This window comes from Pseudomonas sp. (assembly GCF_032058845.1).
GTDB lineage: Bacteria > Pseudomonadota > Gammaproteobacteria > Pseudomonadales > Pseudomonadaceae > Aquipseudomonas.
In genome coordinates this window covers 1-15,156 of the sequence record NZ_DAMCCR010000004.1, presented here as the reverse complement: position 1 = coordinate 15,156, position 15,156 = coordinate 1, and the positions used below count along the sequence as shown (strand labels likewise).

Below are 15,156 nucleotides of genomic sequence, written 5' to 3'. Positions count from 1 at the left end.
TTACAATCCAGGTAACACGCCATGAAACGTACTTTCCAACCCAGCACCATCAAGCGCGCTCGTACCCACGGCTTCCGTGCCCGTATGGCCACCAAGAACGGCCGTGCCGTCCTGTCGCGTCGTCGCGCCAAAGGCCGTAAGCGTCTGGCTGTTTGATTCTCCGGCAAAGGTGGTGAGTCAGGACTTCAGTCGGGACAAGCGACTGCTTACACCCCGGCACTTCAAAGCGGTCTTCGACTCCCCAACCGGCAAGGTTCCAGGGAAAAACCTGCTGATCCTTGCGCGTGAAAACGGGCTCGATCTGCCACGGCTTGGCCTGGTGATAGGGAAAAAGAGCGTCAAGCTCTCCGTTCAGCGCAATCGCCTCAAACGTTTGATGCGTGATTCCTTTCGCCGGAACCAGCAAAGCCTTGCTGGTCTCGACATCGTGATCATCGCGCGCAAGGGGTTGGGCGAGATAGAAAACCCAGAATTGCATCAACATTTTGGCAAGCTCTGGAAGCGACTCGCACGCAGTCGTCCCTCTCCAGCGGTCACTGCCGACACCGCAGGGGTAGACAGTCACGATGCGTAAACTGGCACTCGTCCCGATCCAGTTTTACCGTTACGCCATTAGTCCACTGATGGCCAGTCACTGTCGTTTCTACCCCAGTTGCTCCTGTTACGCCTATGAAGCCATCGAAACACATGGCCTCTTGCGTGGTGGGTGGCTAACCGTTCGTCGCCTGGGGCGATGTAATCCGTGGAACGACGGTGGTTATGATCCCGTTCCGCCAGCGCCTTCCTCCCGAACTTCTTCGATAGCCGAGTAATCATGGATATTAAACGCACGATCCTGATCGTCGCCCTGGCAATCGTGTCCTACGTACTGGTTCTGAAATGGAACGAGAACTATGGACAGGCTGCCCTGCCGACTCAGCATGCTGCTGCCAGCAACACCGCACCGGCCTTGCCGGATACTGCGGCGACCGGCAACAGCGGTGCCAATGCCGATGTGCCAAGCACCACTGCTGAATCCAGCCCTGCCGAACTGGCCCCTGTAGCGGTCAGCAAGGACCTGATCCGGATCAAGACGGATGTCCTGAACCTGGCTATCGACCCCGTTGGCGGTGACATCGTCCAACTGACGCTGCCTACCTATCCCCGCCGCCAGGACCATCCGGAAATTCCTTTCCAGCTGTTCGATAACGGCGGTGAGCGTGTCTACCTCGCGCAAAGCGGTCTGACCGGCGCCAACGGCCCGGACGCCCGCAGTGGTGGTCGCCCGCTGTATGCCGCTGATCAGAAGAACTACCAGCTGGCCGACGGCCAGAGCCAATTGGTGGTGGACCTGAAGTTCAGCGACAACGGCGTCAACTACATCAAGCGTTTCAGCTTCAAGCGCGGTGAGTACGACCTGACCGTCAGCTACCTGATCGACAACCAGAGCGGCAACGCCTGGAACGGCAACCTGTTCGCCCAGCTCAAGCGCGATGCCAGCTCCGACCCATCGTCGAGCACCGCAACCGGCACCGCCACCTACCTGGGTGCTGCGCTGTGGACCAAGGAAGAGCCCTACAAGAAAGTGTCGATGAAAGACATGGACAAGGGCAGCCTGCAGGAAACGGTATCCGGTGGTTGGGTCGCATGGCTGCAGCACTACTTCGTGACCGCGTGGATTCCGGCCAAGTCTGAAAACAATGTCATTCAGACCCGCAAGGACGGCCAGGGCAACTACATCATCGGTTACACCGGCCCGGCCATCAGCGTACCTGCTGGCAGCACTGCCGAAACCAGCGCCGTGCTGTACGCAGGTCCGAAGAGCCAGGCCAAGCTGAAAGAGTTGTCCCCAGGCCTGGAACTGACCGTCGACTACGGCTTCCTGTGGTTCATTGCCCAGCCGATCTTCTGGCTGTTGCAACATATCCACAGCATCCTGGGTAACTGGGGCTGGTCGATCATCGTCCTGACCATGCTCATCAAGGGCCTGTTCTTCCCGCTGTCCGCCGCCAGCTACCGCTCGATGGCGCGCATGCGTGCCGTGGCGCCCAAGCTTGCCGCGCTGAAGGAACGCTTCGGTGACGATCGCCAGAAGATGTCCCAGGCGATGATGGAGCTGTACAAGAAAGAGAAGATCAACCCGCTGGGCGGTTGCTTGCCGATCCTGGTTCAGATGCCAGTATTCCTGGCCCTTTACTGGGTACTGCTGGAAAGCGTCGAGATGCGTCAGGCACCTTGGATGCTGTGGATTACCGACCTGTCGATCAAGGATCCGTTCTTCATCCTGCCGATCATCATGGGCGCGACCATGTTCATCCAGCAGCGTCTGAACCCGACTCCGCCCGATCCGATGCAGGCCAAGGTGATGAAAATGATGCCGATCATCTTCACCTTCTTCTTCCTGTGGTTCCCGGCCGGTCTGGTGCTGTACTGGGTTGTGAACAACTGCCTGTCGATCTCGCAGCAGTGGTACATCACTCGTCGCATCGAAGCCGCCAGCAAAAAAGCGGCTGCCTGACAGGCTGAGGTCTAGCCTGTGAATAAAAAACGCCCCCTCGTGGGGCGTTTTGCTATCTGTGATTCTGTCATTCTGGATATGGAGGCTTTCGAGCATGAACACCCCGCGTGAAACCATTGCAGCCATCGCCACCGCTCAGGGCCGCGGCGGAGTCGGTATCGTCAGGCTCTCGGGCCCCTTGGCCAAACAGGCGGGAGAGATCATCACCGGACGCGTCCTGACCCCCCGACATGCTCACTACGGCCCGTTTCGTGCCGAAGAGGGCCTGGTCCTGGATGAAGGCATTGCGCTGTTCTTCCCGGGGCCCAACTCGTTTACCGGCGAAGACGTACTGGAACTGCAAGGCCATGGCGGCCCGGTCGTCCTGGACATGCTGCTGCAGCGTTGTGTGGCGCTGGGCTGCCGCCTGGCGCGCCCGGGCGAGTTCAGCGAGCGCGCATTCCTCAATGACAAACTCGACCTGGCCCAGGCCGAGGCCATCGCCGACCTGATCGAGGCCAGCTCTGCTCAGGCGGCGCGCAATGCCTTGCGTTCGTTGCAGGGCGAGTTTTCCAAGCGTGTGCACTCGCTGACCGAAGCACTGATCGCGCTGCGGATCTACGTCGAAGCGGCCATCGATTTTCCCGAGGAAGAAATCGATTTCCTGGCCGATGGTCATGTGTTGTCGATGCTTGAAGCGGTACGCCGAGCGTTGTCCACAGTGCAACGCGAAGCCGGGCAGGGTGCATTGCTGCGTGATGGCATGACAGTGGTCATTGCCGGCCGACCCAACGCCGGCAAATCCAGCCTGCTCAACCAGCTGGCGGGCCGTGAAGCCGCGATCGTCACCGACATTGCCGGCACCACACGGGACATCCTGCGCGAACATATCCACATCGACGGCATGCCGCTGCACGTGGTCGACACCGCAGGCTTGCGTGCGACCAGCGATCAGGTCGAGCGCATCGGGGTCGAGCGTGCGCTCAAGGCCATCAGTGAAGCCGACCGGGTGTTGCTGGTGGTGGACTCCACCGCGCCGGAAGCAGCCGATCCATTCGCCCTGTGGCCGGAATTTCTCGAGCAGCGCCCGGCACCGGGCAATGTCACCCTGATTCGCAACAAGGCCGACCTCAGCGGCGAAGCGATAGGTATCACGCACAGCGACGATGGCCATGCAACGGTCACGCTCAGTGCCAGCGACAGTGGCCTGGGGCTGGATCTGCTGCGTGACCACCTCAAGGCCTGCATGGGCTTCGAGCAGACCGCAGAGAGCGGTTTCAGCGCCCGGCGGCGTCACCTGGATGCCTTGCGCCTGGCCAGCGACCACCTGCAGCACGGCCATGCCCAGCTGACACTGGCAGGCGCCGGTGAATTGCTGGCGGAGGATCTGCGTCAGGCTCAGCAAGCTTTGGGCGAAATCACCGGTGCGTTCAGCTCCGATGACCTGCTGGGACGCATTTTCTCGAGCTTCTGCATCGGCAAGTAATCCACAGCGCATCGCGCCCCCTTCTTCTGCGAGGGGGCCGCGCAAAGCCAGGCCTGTTATCAACAGGCTGGCCCTCCTTTCTCATTCGTCGTTCCCGCTACGCCCCCTCCGATCTCAAAACATCCCGCCATGCGAACCACCACCAACAGGATAAGCCCTGTGGAAAAGTGCGCTTGGGCTCAGTTGATAAGCGTGCTTTTTTGTTGAGGACAAATGCCCCTGTGCGTAAGTCACCTCTTTATGCACAGGCTACACACCCTTGTGCAGAGCCCTCAAGGGTAGTGAACCACAGGGTTTTGAATCGCTGTACACTCCATGCATAAAGGCCTGTATAAATCTATCCACAGATAGGGCTGTGCATAAGAGTAGTAATAGAAATAAGCTTTTTAAATATCTACCTTGTTTATTTCTATTACCGCCATTCATCCACAGGCTGGTCAAATTTTGTTCAGAAGGTTCCTTTGAGGGGTAGGAATTCCCTATACTTGTCCGCTTACCTTCTCTATTCGCAAAAACAGGCACGAGGTGCGTGGTGGATTTCCCTTCCCGTTTTGAAGTGATCGTCATCGGCGGCGGCCATGCCGGTACCGAGGCTGCACTTGCCTCAGCACGCATGGGAGTGAAAACCCTGCTGCTGACGCACAACGTGGAAACCCTCGGTCACATGAGCTGCAACCCCGCCATCGGTGGGATCGGCAAGAGCCATCTGGTCAAGGAGATCGATGCGCTCGGCGGCGCCATGGCGCTGGCCACCGACATGAGCGGCATACAGTTCCGTGTGTTGAACAACCGCAAAGGCCCTGCGGTACGGGCCACCCGTGCCCAGGCAGATCGGGCGATCTACAAGTCCGTGGTTCGCGAAATCCTGGAAAACCAGCCCAACCTGTGGATATTCCAGCAAGCCTGCGATGACCTGATCGTTGAACAAGGCCAGGTCAAAGGCGTGGTCACCCAGATGGGCCTGCGCTTCCATGCCGACGCCGTGGTGCTGACCACCGGTACCTTCCTTGGCGGACTTATCCACATCGGCATGCAGAATTACTCGGGCGGCCGTGCAGGCGATCCTCCCGCCATGGCCCTGGCCCAGCGCATGCGCGAACTGCCGCTGCGCGTGGGTCGTTTGAAAACCGGTACGCCACCGCGTATCGATGGGCGCTCGGTGGATTTCTCGGTCATGGCCGAGCAGCCAGGCGATACCCCGATTCCAGTGATGTCGTTCATGGGCGATGCGCAGATGCATCCACGCCAGGTCAGCTGCTGGATCACCCATACCAATGCCCGCACCCACGAGATCATTGCCGCCAACCTCGACCGGTCGCCGATGTATTCGGGAATGATCGAAGGCATTGGGCCGCGTTACTGCCCGTCGATCGAAGACAAGATTCATCGCTTTGCCGACAAGGACAGCCATCAGGTATTCATCGAGCCCGAAGGCCTGAATACCCACGAGCTGTACCCCAACGGTATCTCCACCTCGTTGCCCTTCGATGTGCAACTGCAGGTGGTGCGCTCGATCCGCGGCATGGAAAACGCGCACATCGTGCGTCCCGGCTACGCCATCGAGTACGACTACTTCGACCCGCGTGACCTCAAGTACAGCCTGGAAACCAAGGTCATCGAAGGCCTGTTCTTCGCCGGCCAGATCAATGGCACCACCGGTTACGAAGAAGCCGGTGCGCAAGGCCTGCTCGCCGGCACCAACGCGGCGCTGCGTGCGCAAGGTCGCGACAGCTGGTGCCCGCGTCGGGACGAGGCGTACATCGGGGTACTGGTCGATGACCTGATCACCCTCGGTACCCAGGAGCCGTACCGCATGTTCACGTCGCGCGCCGAGTACCGGCTGATCCTGCGCGAAGACAACGCCGACCTGCGTCTGACCGAAAAGGGCCGTGAACTGGGCCTGATCGACGATGTGCACTGGGCGGCGTTCAGCACCAAGCGTGAGGCCATCGAGCGCGAAGAACAGCGGCTGAAAACCACCTGGATTCGCCCCAATACGCCGCAAGGCGATGCGCTGTCAGAAAAATTCGGTACGCCGCTCAGCCACGAGTACAGCCTGCTCAACCTGCTGACCCGGCCTGAAGTGGACTACGCCGGGTTGATCGAGGTGACCGGTGGCGAGCCGATTGCAGCCCAGGTCGCCGAACAGGTCGAGATCAAGACCAAGTACGCCGGTTACATCGACCGCCAGCAGGATGAGATCGCCAGGCTGCGCGCCAGCGAAGACACGCGCTTGCCTGTGGATATCGACTACACCGGGATTTCCGGGTTGTCCAAGGAGATCCAGGGCAAGCTCAGCCAGACGCGTCCGGAAACACTCGGCCAGGCGTCGCGTATCCCTGGCGTGACCCCCGCAGCGATTTCCCTGTTGCTGATTCACCTGAAAAAACGCGGCGTCGGTCGCGCACTGGAGCACACCGTTTGAGCGTCCTGGTCACCCCGCAACATGCCGAAGAGTTGTCCACAGGCGCCAGGCAACTTGGCGTCACACTCACCGAGCAGCAGCATGAATTGCTGCTCGGCTATCTCGGTCTGCTGATCAAGTGGAACAAGGCGTACAACCTGACCGCCGTTCGTGATCCCGATGAAATGGTGTCGCGCCACCTGCTCGACAGCCTGAGCGTGATGCCGTTTATCCACAGCGAGACCCAACGCTGGCTCGATGTCGGCAGTGGCGGCGGCATGCCCGGTATTCCACTGGCCATCCTGCACCCGCACAAACAGGTGACGGTGCTCGACAGCAACGGCAAGAAAACCCGCTTCCTGACCCAGGTGAAAATGGAGCTCAAGCTGGACAACCTGCAGGTTGTCCACAGCCGGGTCGAAGCCTTCCAGCCGGCACAAGCGTTTTGCGGCATCGTCTCGCGGGCATTCAGCAGCATGGAGAATTTCACCAGCTGGACGCGCCACCTCGGCGACACGTCCACGCAATGGCTTGCAATGAAGGGGCTGCATCCTGCCGATGAACTGGTAGCATTGCCGCCTGACTTCACAGTGGAAAGCGAACAGGCCCTGACCGTCCCCGGTTGCCAGGGCCAGCGCCATCTACTGATACTGCGCCGCAAGGCATGACAGGGAACACGCGCAACAATGGCTAAGGTATTCGCGATCGCGAACCAGAAAGGTGGCGTGGGCAAGACCACCACCTGTATCAATCTTGCTGCCTCGCTGGCGGCTACCAAGCGTCGTGTCCTGCTGATCGACCTCGATCCGCAAGGTAACGCGACCATGGGTAGCGGCGTCGACAAGCATGAGCTCGAGCACTCGGTGTACGACCTGCTGATCGGTGAATGCGACCTGACCCAGGCCATTCACTACTCCGAGCATGGCGAGTTCCAGTTGCTGCCGGCCAACCGTGACCTGACCGCCGCCGAGGTGGTGCTGCTGGAAATGCAGATGAAGGAGAGCCGCCTGCGTAATGCGCTGGCGCCGATCCGCGACAGCTACGATTTCATTCTCATCGACTGCCCACCCTCGCTGTCGATGCTGACACTCAACGCCCTGGTGGCCTCCGACGGTGTGATCATTCCCATGCAGTGCGAGTACTACGCACTGGAAGGGTTGAGCGACCTGGTCGACAACATCAAGCGCATTGCCGCCAAGTTGAACCCCGAGCTGCGTATCGAAGGGTTGCTGCGCACCATGTATGACCCGCGCCTGAGCCTGAACAACGAAGTGTCCGCGCAGCTCAAGCAGCACTTTGGCGAGCAGCTCTACGACACGATCATTCCGCGCAACATCCGTCTTGCCGAAGCGCCGAGCTACGGCATGCCGGCGCTGGCCTACGACAAGCAGTCGCGCGGCGCCCAGGCCTATCTGGCCCTGGCCGGCGAGCTGGTCCGCCGCCAGCGTCGCCAATCCCGCACTGCACAGCCAACTTGAGGAATCCGCATGGCCGTTAAGAAACGAGGTCTCGGACGCGGGTTGGATGCGCTGCTCAGCGGCCCTTCCGTCAGCGCGCTCGAAGAGCAGGCTGTCCAGATCGACCGCAGGGAGCTGCAACAGCTGCCGGTCGAGCTGATCCAGCGTGGCAAGTATCAGCCGCGCCGCGACATGGACCAGCAGGCGTTGGAAGAACTGGCGCAGTCGATCCGCACGCATGGGGTGATGCAGCCCATCGTGGTGCGTCCGATCGGTGACAAGCGTTTCGAGATCATTGCCGGTGAACGCCGCTGGCGCGCGACCCAGCTGGCCGGGCTCGATACCGTGCCGGCCATGGTGCGTGAAGTGGCCGACGAAGTGGCCATCGCCATGGCCCTGATCGAGAACATCCAGCGCGAAGACCTCAATCCACTGGAAGAGGCCATGGCGCTGCAGCGCCTGCAGCAGGAATTCGAATTGACCCAGCAGCAGGTAGCCGATGCGGTCGGCAAGTCGCGGGTGACCGTGGCCAACCTGTTGCGTCTGATCGCGCTGCCGGAGGCCATCAAGACCATGTTGGCGCACGGTGACCTCGAAATGGGCCATGCGCGTGCATTGCTGGGTCTGGAAGAACAACGGCAGGTCGAGGGGGCGCGTCATGTTGTCGCACGTGGCCTGACCGTGCGCCAGACCGAAGCCCTGGTGCGCCAGTGGCTCAATGGCCCGACTGATCCGGTCGAACCGAGCCCAGCTGATCCGGACATCACCCGCCTTGAACAGCGGCTGGCAGAGCGTTTGGGCTCTGCAGTGCAGATTCGTCACGGCAACAAGGGCAAAGGCCAGTTGGTCATTCGCTACAACTCGCTGGATGAGTTGCAGGGTGTACTTGCCCACATCCGCTGAAACAATTGCCGTTGTAGCGGGTAATCAGAAATCACTACCAAGAGTTGAATAGGGGGTAATCCACCCCTATACTCTGCGCGCATTTTGTCGGCACAAATTATGCCAAGTCGTTGTTGGCTTGACGGTCGACTTTCGAGGAGCAGTTGTGATGGAAATACGCACGCCAAACCGCCTGCCTTTCCATCGCTGGGCGGTTTTTCCGGTACTGCTGGCTCAATGCATCGTTTTCTTGCTGGCGACTCTGGTGTTGTGGCTGTGGCAAGGCACGGTCAGCGGTTATTCAGGCCTCTGCGGAGGATTGATTGCCTGGCTGCCGAATCTGTATTTCGCCTGGAAGGCTTTTCGCTTCAGCGGAGCCCGGGCAGCGCAGGCCATCGTCAAGTCGTTCTATGCGGGCGAGGCAGGCAAGATGATTTTGACGGCAGTGCTGTTCGCACTGACCTTCGCAGGCGTGAAACCCCTGGAGCCGCTGGCAGTATTCGGCGTCTTCGTACTGACCCTTCTGGTCAGTTGGTTCTCACCTCTGCTCATGAATACAAGACTTTCGAGACCTAAGGGCGTTTGAGGCAACCATGGCAGCAGAAACCGCTTCGGGCTATATCCAGCACCACTTGCAGAACCTGACCTACGGTCAACTACCAGACGGCGGCTGGGGCTTTGCCCATACGGCTGCAGAAGCCAAGGCAATGGGCTTCTGGGCGTTCCATGTGGACACCCTTGGCTGGTCGGTCGCTCTGGGCCTGATCTTCCTGTTCATCTTCCGCATGGCCGCCAAGAAGGCAACTTCCGGCCAGCCAGGCGGCCTGCAGAACTTCGTCGAAGTGATGGTGGACTTCGTCCACGGCAGCGTGAAGGACTCCTTCCATGGCCGCAGCCCGGTGATTGCACCGCTGGCGCTGACCATCTTCGTCTGGGTGTTCCTGATGAACGCCGTCGACCTGGTACCGGTCGACTGGATCCCGCAACTGGCGATCCTGATTTCGGGCGATCCGCACATCCCGTTCCGCGCCGTGTCCACCACCGACCCGAACGCGACCCTGGGCATGGCCCTGAGCGTCTTCGCGCTGATCATCTTCTACAGCATCAAGGTCAAGGGCATCGGCGGCTTCATCGGCGAGCTGACCCTGCACCCGTTCGGTAGCAAGAACATCTTCGTGCAGATCCTGCTGATCCCGATCAACTTCCTGCTCGAGTTCGTCACCCTGATCGCCAAGCCGATCTCGCTGGCACTGCGACTGTTCGGCAACATGTACGCCGGCGAGCTGGTGTTCATCCTGATCGCCGTGATGTTCGGTTCCGGCCTGCTGTGGCTGAGCGGCCTGGGCGTGGTGCTGCAATGGGCGTGGGCGGTGTTCCACATCCTGATCATCACCCTGCAAGCTTTCATCTTCATGATGCTGACCATCGTCTACCTGTCGATGGCCCACGAAGATAATCATTAAGACCGCCTGGCGTGTCTGATAGTCTTCCCCCGCTGTCGGGGGAGGGCTTAAAACGTCCGCAAGGGCAGTTGTACAAAACGATCCTGTTTTACCGCTTCAAACTAAAAACCTAACCAATACGACGTAAAAGTCGGGAGGAAAGATGGAAACTGTAGTTGGTCTTACCGCTATCGCTGTTGCTCTGCTGATCGGTCTGGGCGCTCTGGGCACCGCCATTGGTTTCGGCCTGCTGGGCGGCAAATTCCTGGAAGGCGCTGCTCGCCAGCCAGAAATGGTTCCGATGCTGCAGGTCAAGATGTTCATCGTTGCGGGCCTGCTCGACGCCGTGACCATGATCGGCGTTGGTATCGCTCTGTTCTTCACCTTCGCAAACCCCTTCGTTGGTCAGATCGCCGGCTAATCACTCGTTTCCAACGAGTGAATGGCTGTGATGAACGAAGACCGAGCGAGGTGTTGGCGTGAATATTAATGCAACCCTGATTGGCCAATCCGTTGCCTTCCTGATTTTTGTCGTTTTCTGCATGAAGTACGTATGGCCTCCGGTCATCACTGCTCTGCATGAGCGTCAAAAGAAGATTGCCGACGGCCTGGACGCTGCCAACCGCGCTGCTCGTGACCTGGAGCTGGCCCAAGAAAAAGCGGGTCAGCAACTGCGCGAAGCAAAAGCACAGGCAGCTGAAATCATTGAGCAAAGCAAGAAACGTGCTGCTCAGCTTGTAGACGAGGCCCGTGAACAGGCTCGTGTCGAAGCTGACCGCGTCAAAGCTCAGGCTCTGGCCGAGATCGAACAGGAACTGAACAGCGTCAAAGATGCCTTGCGTGCCCAAGTGGGTGCCCTGGCTGTCGGCGGTGCTGAAAAGATCCTTGGCGCCACAATCGATCAAAACGCGCATGCGGAGCTGGTTAATAAACTGGCCGCTGAAATTTAAGCGAGGGCGATCATGGCAGAACTGACCACGTTGGCCCGACCTTACGCTAAGGCTGCTTTTGAGCATGCCCAGGCCCAGCAGCAACTGGCCAATTGGTCAGCCATGCTCGGCCTGGCTGCTGCGGTATCGGAAGACGATACGATGCAGCGCCTGCTCAAGGCCCCGCGACTGACGAGCGCAGAAAAGGCCGCCACGTTCATTGACGTGTGCGGTGACAAGTTCGATGTAAAGGCACGTAATTTCATTCACGTCGTCGCGGAAAACGACCGCCTCCTGCTTCTGCCGGAGATCGCGTCGCTGTTCGAGCTGTACAAGGCCGAGCAAGAAAAATCCGTGGATGTGGAAGTCACCAGTGCTTTTGCATTGAACCAAGAACAGCAAGACAAACTCGCCAAGGTTCTCAGTGCACGGCTAGGGCAGGAAGTTCGCCTGCACGCGTCGGAGGATGCCAGCCTGATCGGCGGCGTCGTCATCCGCGCAGGCGACCTGGTAATCGATGGCTCTGTTCGCGGCAAGATCGCGAAACTGGCCGAAGCATTGAAATCTTGAGTTTGAAGGGGCAGCAGAGCAATGCAGCAACTCAATCCTTCCGAAATAAGTGAAATCATCAAGGGCCGCATCGAGAACCTCGATGTCAGCTCCCAAGCCCGCAACGAAGGTACCGTCGTCAGCGTTTCTGACGGTATCGTCCGGATCCACGGTCTCGCCGACGTCATGTACGGTGAAATGATCGAGTTCCCAGGCGGTGTCTACGGTATGGCGCTGAACCTGGAGCAAGACTCCGTTGGTGCCGTAATCCTGGGTGCGTACGCTACCCTGGCCGAAGGCATGAGCGCCAAGTGCACCGGCCGCATCCTGGAAGTCCCAGTCGGTAAAGGCCTGCTGGGCCGCGTTGTCGACGCCCTGGGTAACCCGGTCGACGGCAAAGGCCCACTGGCCACCACTGAGACCGACGCTGTCGAGAAAGTGGCGCCTGGCGTGATCTGGCGTAAGTCGGTAGACCAGCCTGTACAGACTGGCTACAAGGCTGTCGATGCCATGATCCCGGTCGGCCGTGGTCAGCGTGAGCTGATCATCGGTGACCGTCAGATCGGCAAGACCGCTCTGGCGATCGACGCGATCATCAACCAGAAAGACAGCGGCATCTTCTGCGTTTACGTGGCCATCGGCCAGAAGCAGTCGACCATTGCCAATGTCGTGCGCAAGCTGGAAGAAAACGGTGCCCTGGCCAACACCATCATCGTTGCCGCCAGCGCCTCCGAATCGGCTGCACTGCAGTTCCTGGCACCGTACTCCGGTTGCACCATGGGCGAGTACTTCCGTGACCGCGGCGAAGACGCTCTGATCGTCTACGATGACCTGTCCAAGCAGGCCGTTGCCTACCGTCAGATCTCCCTGCTGCTGCGCCGTCCACCAGGACGTGAAGCGTACCCAGGCGACGTGTTCTATCTCCACTCCCGTCTGCTGGAGCGTGCATCGCGCGTTTCCGAAGAGTACGTCGAGAAGTTCACCAATGGCGCCGTGACTGGCAAGACCGGTTCCCTGACCGCTCTGCCGATCATCGAAACCCAGGCTGGCGACGTTTCCGCGTTCGTTCCGACCAACGTGATTTCCATCACCGACGGTCAGATCTTCCTGGAATCGGCCATGTTCAACTCGGGTATCCGTCCGGCCGTCAACGCCGGTATCTCGGTATCCCGTGTGGGTGGTGCTGCACAGACCAAGATCATCAAGAAGCTCTCCGGTGGTATCCGTACCGCTCTGGCTCAGTACCGTGAACTGGCGGCATTCGCCCAGTTCGCTTCTGACCTGGACGAAGCCACCCGCAAGCAGCTTGAGCATGGTCAGCGCGTTACCGAGCTGATGAAGCAGAAGCAATACGCTCCGATGTCCATCGCGGACATGGCGCTGTCGCTGTACGCCGCTGAGCGTGGCTTCCTGACCGACGTCGAAATCGCCAAGATCGGCAGCTTCGAACAAGCACTGATCGGCTTCTTCAACCGCGATCACGCTGATTTGATGGCCAAGATCAACGTCAAGGGCGACTTCAACGACGAAATCGACGCAGGCCTCAAGGCCGGCATCGAGAAGTTCAAGGCCACCCAGACCTGGTAAGCCGCAGCGGGGGCCTGGTGCCCCCGCTTGCTAACCTGATAGGTGATACATGGCAGGCGCAAAAGAGATTCGCAGTAAGATTGCGAGCATCAAAAGCACGCAAAAGATTACCAGCGCCATGGAAAAAGTGGCGGTCAGCAAGATGCGCAAGGCTCAAATGCGCATGGCTGCTAGCCGTCCTTATGCGGAGCGTATCCGCCAGGTGATCGGTCATCTGGCCAACGCCAACCCGGAATACCGCCACTCGTTCATGATCGATCGCCCTGTGAAGCGCGCCGGTTATATCGTGGTGAGCAGTGACCGTGGCTTGTGCGGTGGCTTGAATACCAACCTGTTCAAGGCCTTGGTCAAGGACATGAACGACAACCGCGAACAGGGCGTTGAAGTCGACCTGTGCGTGATCGGCAGCAAGGGTGCGGCATTCTTCCGCAGCTTTGGTGGCAACGTCGTAGCAGCCATCAGCCACTTGGGCGAGGCGCCATCGATCAATGATCTGATCGGCTCCGTCAAAGTGATGCTCGATGCCTACCTCGATGGCCGCATTGACCGTCTCAGCGTGGTATCGAACAAGTTCATCAATACCATGACGCAAAAACCCACGGTCGAGCAGTTGGTACCGTTGGTTGCAACCCCGGATCAAGAACTCAAGCACCACTGGGACTACCTCTACGAACCCGATGCCAAAGAGCTGCTTGACGGCCTGATGGTGCGTTACGTGGAATCGCAGGTCTATCAGGCGGTGGTCGAGAACAACGCTGCTGAACAAGCGGCCCGGATGATCGCGATGAAAAACGCCACAGACAACGCCGGTGACCTGATCAGCGAACTCCAGTTGATCTACAACAAGGCGCGTCAGGCTGCGATCACCCAGGAGATCTCGGAAATCGTCGGCGGCGCTGCCGCGGTTTAACGGTTCACATATTCAGAGGATCCAGCTATGAGTAGCGGACGTATCGTTCAAATCATCGGCGCCGTCATCGACGTGGAATTCCCACGTGACGGCGTTCCGAGTGTTTACAACGCGCTGAAAGTACAAGGCGCGGAAACCACCCTCGAAGTTCAGCAGCAGCTGGGCGACGGCGTGGTTCGTACCATTGCGATGGGCTCTACCGAAGGCCTGAAGCGCGGTCTGGGTGTCACCGATACCGGTGCTGCCATTTCCGTGCCGGTCGGCAAGGCTACCCTGGGCCGCATCATGGACGTCCTGGGCAACCCGATCGACGAAGCCGGTCCGATCGGTGAAGAAGAGCGCTGGGGCATTCACCGTGCCGCGCCTTCCTTCGCTGAGCAAGCGGGCGGCAACGACCTGCTGGAAACCGGCATCAAGGTCATCGACCTGGTCTGCCCGTTCGCCAAGGGCGGTAAAGTCGGCCTGTTCGGCGGCGCCGGCGTCGGCAAGACCGTCAACATGATGGAACTGATCAACAACATCGCCAAGGCACACTCGGGTCTGTCCGTGTTCGCCGGCGTGGGTGAGCGTACCCGTGAAGGTAACGACTTCTACCACGAAATGGCCGATGCAAAAGTCGTCGACCTGGAAAACCCAGCCAACTCGAAAGTGGCGATGGTCTACGGTCAGATGAACGAGCCACCAGGCAACCGTCTGCGCGTCGCGCTGACCGGCCGTGTACGTCCCTGCGGATGACTTGACCGACCCGTCGCCTGCCATCACCTTCGCCCACCTGGACTCGACCGTCGTTCTGTCGCGTGACATCGCTTCGCTGGGTATCTACCCTGCGGTCGACCCACTCGATTCGACCTCGCGCCAGCTGGATCCGCTGGTCGTCGGTGAAGAGCACTACGCCACCGCGCGCGCCGTGCAGAACACCCTGCAGCGCTACAAGGAACTGCGTGACATCATCGCGATTCTGGGCATGGACGAACTGGCACCGGAAGACAAGCTGGTCGTCGCACGCGCCCGCAAGATGCAGCGTTTCCTGTCGC

At 59.6% G+C, this 15,156-nt stretch carries 16 protein-coding genes and 1 pseudogene; all 17 read left to right on the top strand.

Annotated features, from left to right (window positions below; genetic code table 11):
• Positions 1-21 precede the first annotated feature (21 nt).
• Positions 22-156, top strand: coding sequence for a 50S ribosomal protein L34 (gene rpmH / locus RT028_RS01445; RefSeq protein WP_002551315.1), 135 nt, complete (start codon positions 22-24; stop codon positions 154-156).
• A 13-nt stretch (positions 157-169) separates the two neighbouring features.
• Entirely contained in the window at positions 170-574 is a 405-nt protein-coding gene (gene rnpA, locus RT028_RS01440; protein WP_312931772.1) for a ribonuclease P protein component, read from the top strand.
• Positions 567-812: a membrane protein insertion efficiency factor YidD gene (gene yidD, locus RT028_RS01435; protein WP_081673786.1), complete on the top strand. Its 246-nt coding sequence runs from the start codon at positions 567-569 to the stop codon at positions 810-812. Before rnpA ends, yidD begins: the two co-directional genes overlap by 8 nt.
• A gap of 2 nt (positions 813-814) precedes the next feature.
• Positions 815-2,497: a membrane protein insertase YidC gene (gene yidC, locus RT028_RS01430; RefSeq protein ID WP_312931605.1), complete on the top strand. Its 1,683-nt coding sequence runs from the start codon at positions 815-817 to the stop codon at positions 2,495-2,497.
• Positions 2,498-2,591: 94 nt separating this feature from the next.
• Positions 2,592-3,962: a tRNA uridine-5-carboxymethylaminomethyl(34) synthesis GTPase MnmE gene (gene mnmE, locus RT028_RS01425; protein ID WP_312931603.1), complete on the top strand. Its 1,371-nt coding sequence runs from the start codon at positions 2,592-2,594 to the stop codon at positions 3,960-3,962.
• Positions 3,963-4,494: 532 nt separating this feature from the next.
• On the top strand, positions 4,495-6,387 hold the full coding sequence (gene mnmG, locus RT028_RS01420) for a tRNA uridine-5-carboxymethylaminomethyl(34) synthesis enzyme MnmG (protein WP_312931600.1): 1,893 nt from the start codon (positions 4,495-4,497) through the stop codon (positions 6,385-6,387).
• Positions 6,384-7,034, top strand: coding sequence for a 16S rRNA (guanine(527)-N(7))-methyltransferase RsmG (gene rsmG / locus RT028_RS01415; protein WP_312931598.1), 651 nt, complete (start codon positions 6,384-6,386; stop codon positions 7,032-7,034). The genes mnmG and rsmG overlap by 4 nt, the downstream gene beginning before the upstream one ends.
• A gap of 18 nt (positions 7,035-7,052) precedes the next feature.
• The gene (locus RT028_RS01410) at positions 7,053-7,844 is read left to right on the top strand and encodes a ParA family protein (RefSeq protein ID WP_312931596.1); all 792 of its coding nucleotides are present in this window, start codon (positions 7,053-7,055) and stop codon (positions 7,842-7,844) included.
• 9 nt (positions 7,845-7,853) lie between these two features.
• Positions 7,854-8,726, top strand: coding sequence for a ParB/RepB/Spo0J family partition protein (locus tag RT028_RS01405; RefSeq protein WP_312931594.1), 873 nt, complete (start codon positions 7,854-7,856; stop codon positions 8,724-8,726).
• Positions 8,727-8,874: 148 nt separating this feature from the next.
• Positions 8,875-9,291 (top strand): F0F1 ATP synthase subunit I, encoded by a 417-nt coding sequence (locus RT028_RS01400; RefSeq protein ID WP_312931592.1) that lies wholly within the window; start codon positions 8,875-8,877, stop codon positions 9,289-9,291.
• A 7-nt stretch (positions 9,292-9,298) separates the two neighbouring features.
• Positions 9,299-10,168, top strand: a complete 870-nt coding sequence (gene atpB, locus RT028_RS01395) for a F0F1 ATP synthase subunit A (RefSeq protein ID WP_312931590.1) — start codon at positions 9,299-9,301, stop codon at positions 10,166-10,168.
• A 142-nt stretch (positions 10,169-10,310) separates the two neighbouring features.
• Positions 10,311-10,568, top strand: coding sequence for a F0F1 ATP synthase subunit C (gene atpE / locus RT028_RS01390; protein WP_003097235.1), 258 nt, complete (start codon positions 10,311-10,313; stop codon positions 10,566-10,568).
• Positions 10,569-10,626: 58 nt separating this feature from the next.
• A complete protein-coding gene (locus RT028_RS01385) occupies positions 10,627-11,097 on the top strand; it encodes a F0F1 ATP synthase subunit B (RefSeq protein ID WP_312931587.1) in 471 nt (156 codons plus the stop codon).
• Positions 11,098-11,109: 12 nt separating this feature from the next.
• On the top strand, positions 11,110-11,646 hold the full coding sequence (locus tag RT028_RS01380; protein ID WP_312931585.1) for a F0F1 ATP synthase subunit delta: 537 nt from the start codon (positions 11,110-11,112) through the stop codon (positions 11,644-11,646).
• A gap of 21 nt (positions 11,647-11,667) precedes the next feature.
• Positions 11,668-13,212 (top strand): F0F1 ATP synthase subunit alpha, encoded by a 1,545-nt coding sequence (gene atpA, locus RT028_RS01375; protein ID WP_312931583.1) that lies wholly within the window; start codon positions 11,668-11,670, stop codon positions 13,210-13,212.
• Between the two features lie 49 nt (positions 13,213-13,261).
• On the top strand, positions 13,262-14,122 hold the full coding sequence (gene atpG, locus RT028_RS01370) for a F0F1 ATP synthase subunit gamma (RefSeq protein WP_312931582.1): 861 nt from the start codon (positions 13,262-13,264) through the stop codon (positions 14,120-14,122).
• A gap of 27 nt (positions 14,123-14,149) precedes the next feature.
• Positions 14,150-15,156, top strand: a pseudogene (locus RT028_RS01365) (F0F1 ATP synthase subunit beta); the annotation flags it as partial.

What these genes read in the sequence shown, in the direction of transcription:
- rpmH (WP_002551315.1), top strand. Translation starts at nt 22, where the DNA reads ATGAAACGTACTTTCCAACCCAGCACCATCAAGCGCGCTCGTACCCAC.
- yidD (WP_081673786.1), top strand. Translation starts at nt 567, where the DNA reads ATGCGTAAACTGGCACTCGTCCCGATCCAGTTTTACCGTTACGCCATT.
- yidC (WP_312931605.1), top strand. Translation starts at nt 815, where the DNA reads ATGGATATTAAACGCACGATCCTGATCGTCGCCCTGGCAATCGTGTCC.
- mnmE (WP_312931603.1), top strand. Translation starts at nt 2,592, where the DNA reads ATGAACACCCCGCGTGAAACCATTGCAGCCATCGCCACCGCTCAGGGC.
- RT028_RS01410 (WP_312931596.1), top strand. Translation starts at nt 7,053, where the DNA reads ATGGCTAAGGTATTCGCGATCGCGAACCAGAAAGGTGGCGTGGGCAAG.
- RT028_RS01405 (WP_312931594.1), top strand. Translation starts at nt 7,854, where the DNA reads ATGGCCGTTAAGAAACGAGGTCTCGGACGCGGGTTGGATGCGCTGCTC.
- RT028_RS01400 (WP_312931592.1), top strand. Translation starts at nt 8,875, where the DNA reads ATGGAAATACGCACGCCAAACCGCCTGCCTTTCCATCGCTGGGCGGTT.
- atpB (WP_312931590.1), top strand. Translation starts at nt 9,299, where the DNA reads ATGGCAGCAGAAACCGCTTCGGGCTATATCCAGCACCACTTGCAGAAC.
- atpE (WP_003097235.1), top strand. Translation starts at nt 10,311, where the DNA reads ATGGAAACTGTAGTTGGTCTTACCGCTATCGCTGTTGCTCTGCTGATC.
- RT028_RS01380 (WP_312931585.1), top strand. Translation starts at nt 11,110, where the DNA reads ATGGCAGAACTGACCACGTTGGCCCGACCTTACGCTAAGGCTGCTTTT.
- atpA (WP_312931583.1), top strand. Translation starts at nt 11,668, where the DNA reads ATGCAGCAACTCAATCCTTCCGAAATAAGTGAAATCATCAAGGGCCGC.
- atpG (WP_312931582.1), top strand. Translation starts at nt 13,262, where the DNA reads ATGGCAGGCGCAAAAGAGATTCGCAGTAAGATTGCGAGCATCAAAAGC.